This is a genomic window from Arthrobacter sp. P1_D4 (assembly GCF_056406115.1).
The window spans coordinates 1-729 of the sequence record NZ_JBFUAU010000049.1 but is presented as its reverse complement, the minus strand read 5'-3'; the positions used below and the strand labels follow the sequence as shown (position 1 = coordinate 729).

The window sequence follows — 729 nt, the reverse complement described above, 5'->3', positions numbered from 1 at the left end:
TCAGGTCCGTGGCGGGTGACGAGAATGCCCTGCCATCCTTCTGTCATCGAGTGGTCGCGGGCCATCTCTACAGCCGTGTTGATACTGTCTTCGATTTCTGTCGGGGATAGGCCTGTGATGTGGAAGTAGCGGTCGGCCTCGATCGTGATGATCATTGGACTCCTGATTTGCTCTTTATGTCGCCTTTGATTTGATGCTCATGATGTGGGCACGCACGTAGCGAATCGGCTCTTTGGGACGAAGAAATGGTTTTCAGCGATGGCATACTCGCCCGATCGGATTGCTCGTGACCGGAGGTTTGCCACCGAACTTGCACCGCATCCCGGGTTGCCGTTCCGCAGCCCGGGATGCAGTGGGTTGTCACTCGGAACGGTACGGACTTTGGAGCGCGCCGATCGGGTGTGAAAGGGAACGGTGGCAATGGCGCTGATTAGGTCCCGTTTCTCGAGATGGCACCCGCCACACAGAGGGACGGGCCTGGGCACTGGTGCCTGGCCCGTCCTTGTATTGGTGGTGGGGGTTAGATTTCGGTGGGCTGGGCCTGGGTGGCATTCTGCTTGGTTGACCGCTTGTCGTCAGCGTTTGGTTGCTGAACCTCCTTGGTGGGTTCGCCCGGCTGGCTCTCACGGTCGTGGAGGTCCATCTCTGGTGGTTCCTTGCGGAATCCTTTGGTGAGGAAGGTTAGATAAACAACGCCCAGACCGATCCAGCAGAGGCCGATGGTGATGG

Annotated in this window: 1 protein-coding gene; it reads right to left on the bottom strand. The window is 58.4% G+C overall.

Annotation, left to right across the window (positions count from 1 at the left end; genetic code table 11):
- Positions 1-520 precede the first annotated feature (520 nt).
- Positions 521-729 (bottom strand): hypothetical protein (locus AC1D0A_RS21940; RefSeq protein ID WP_476946839.1); only part of this gene is annotated, 209 nt, incomplete at its 5' end.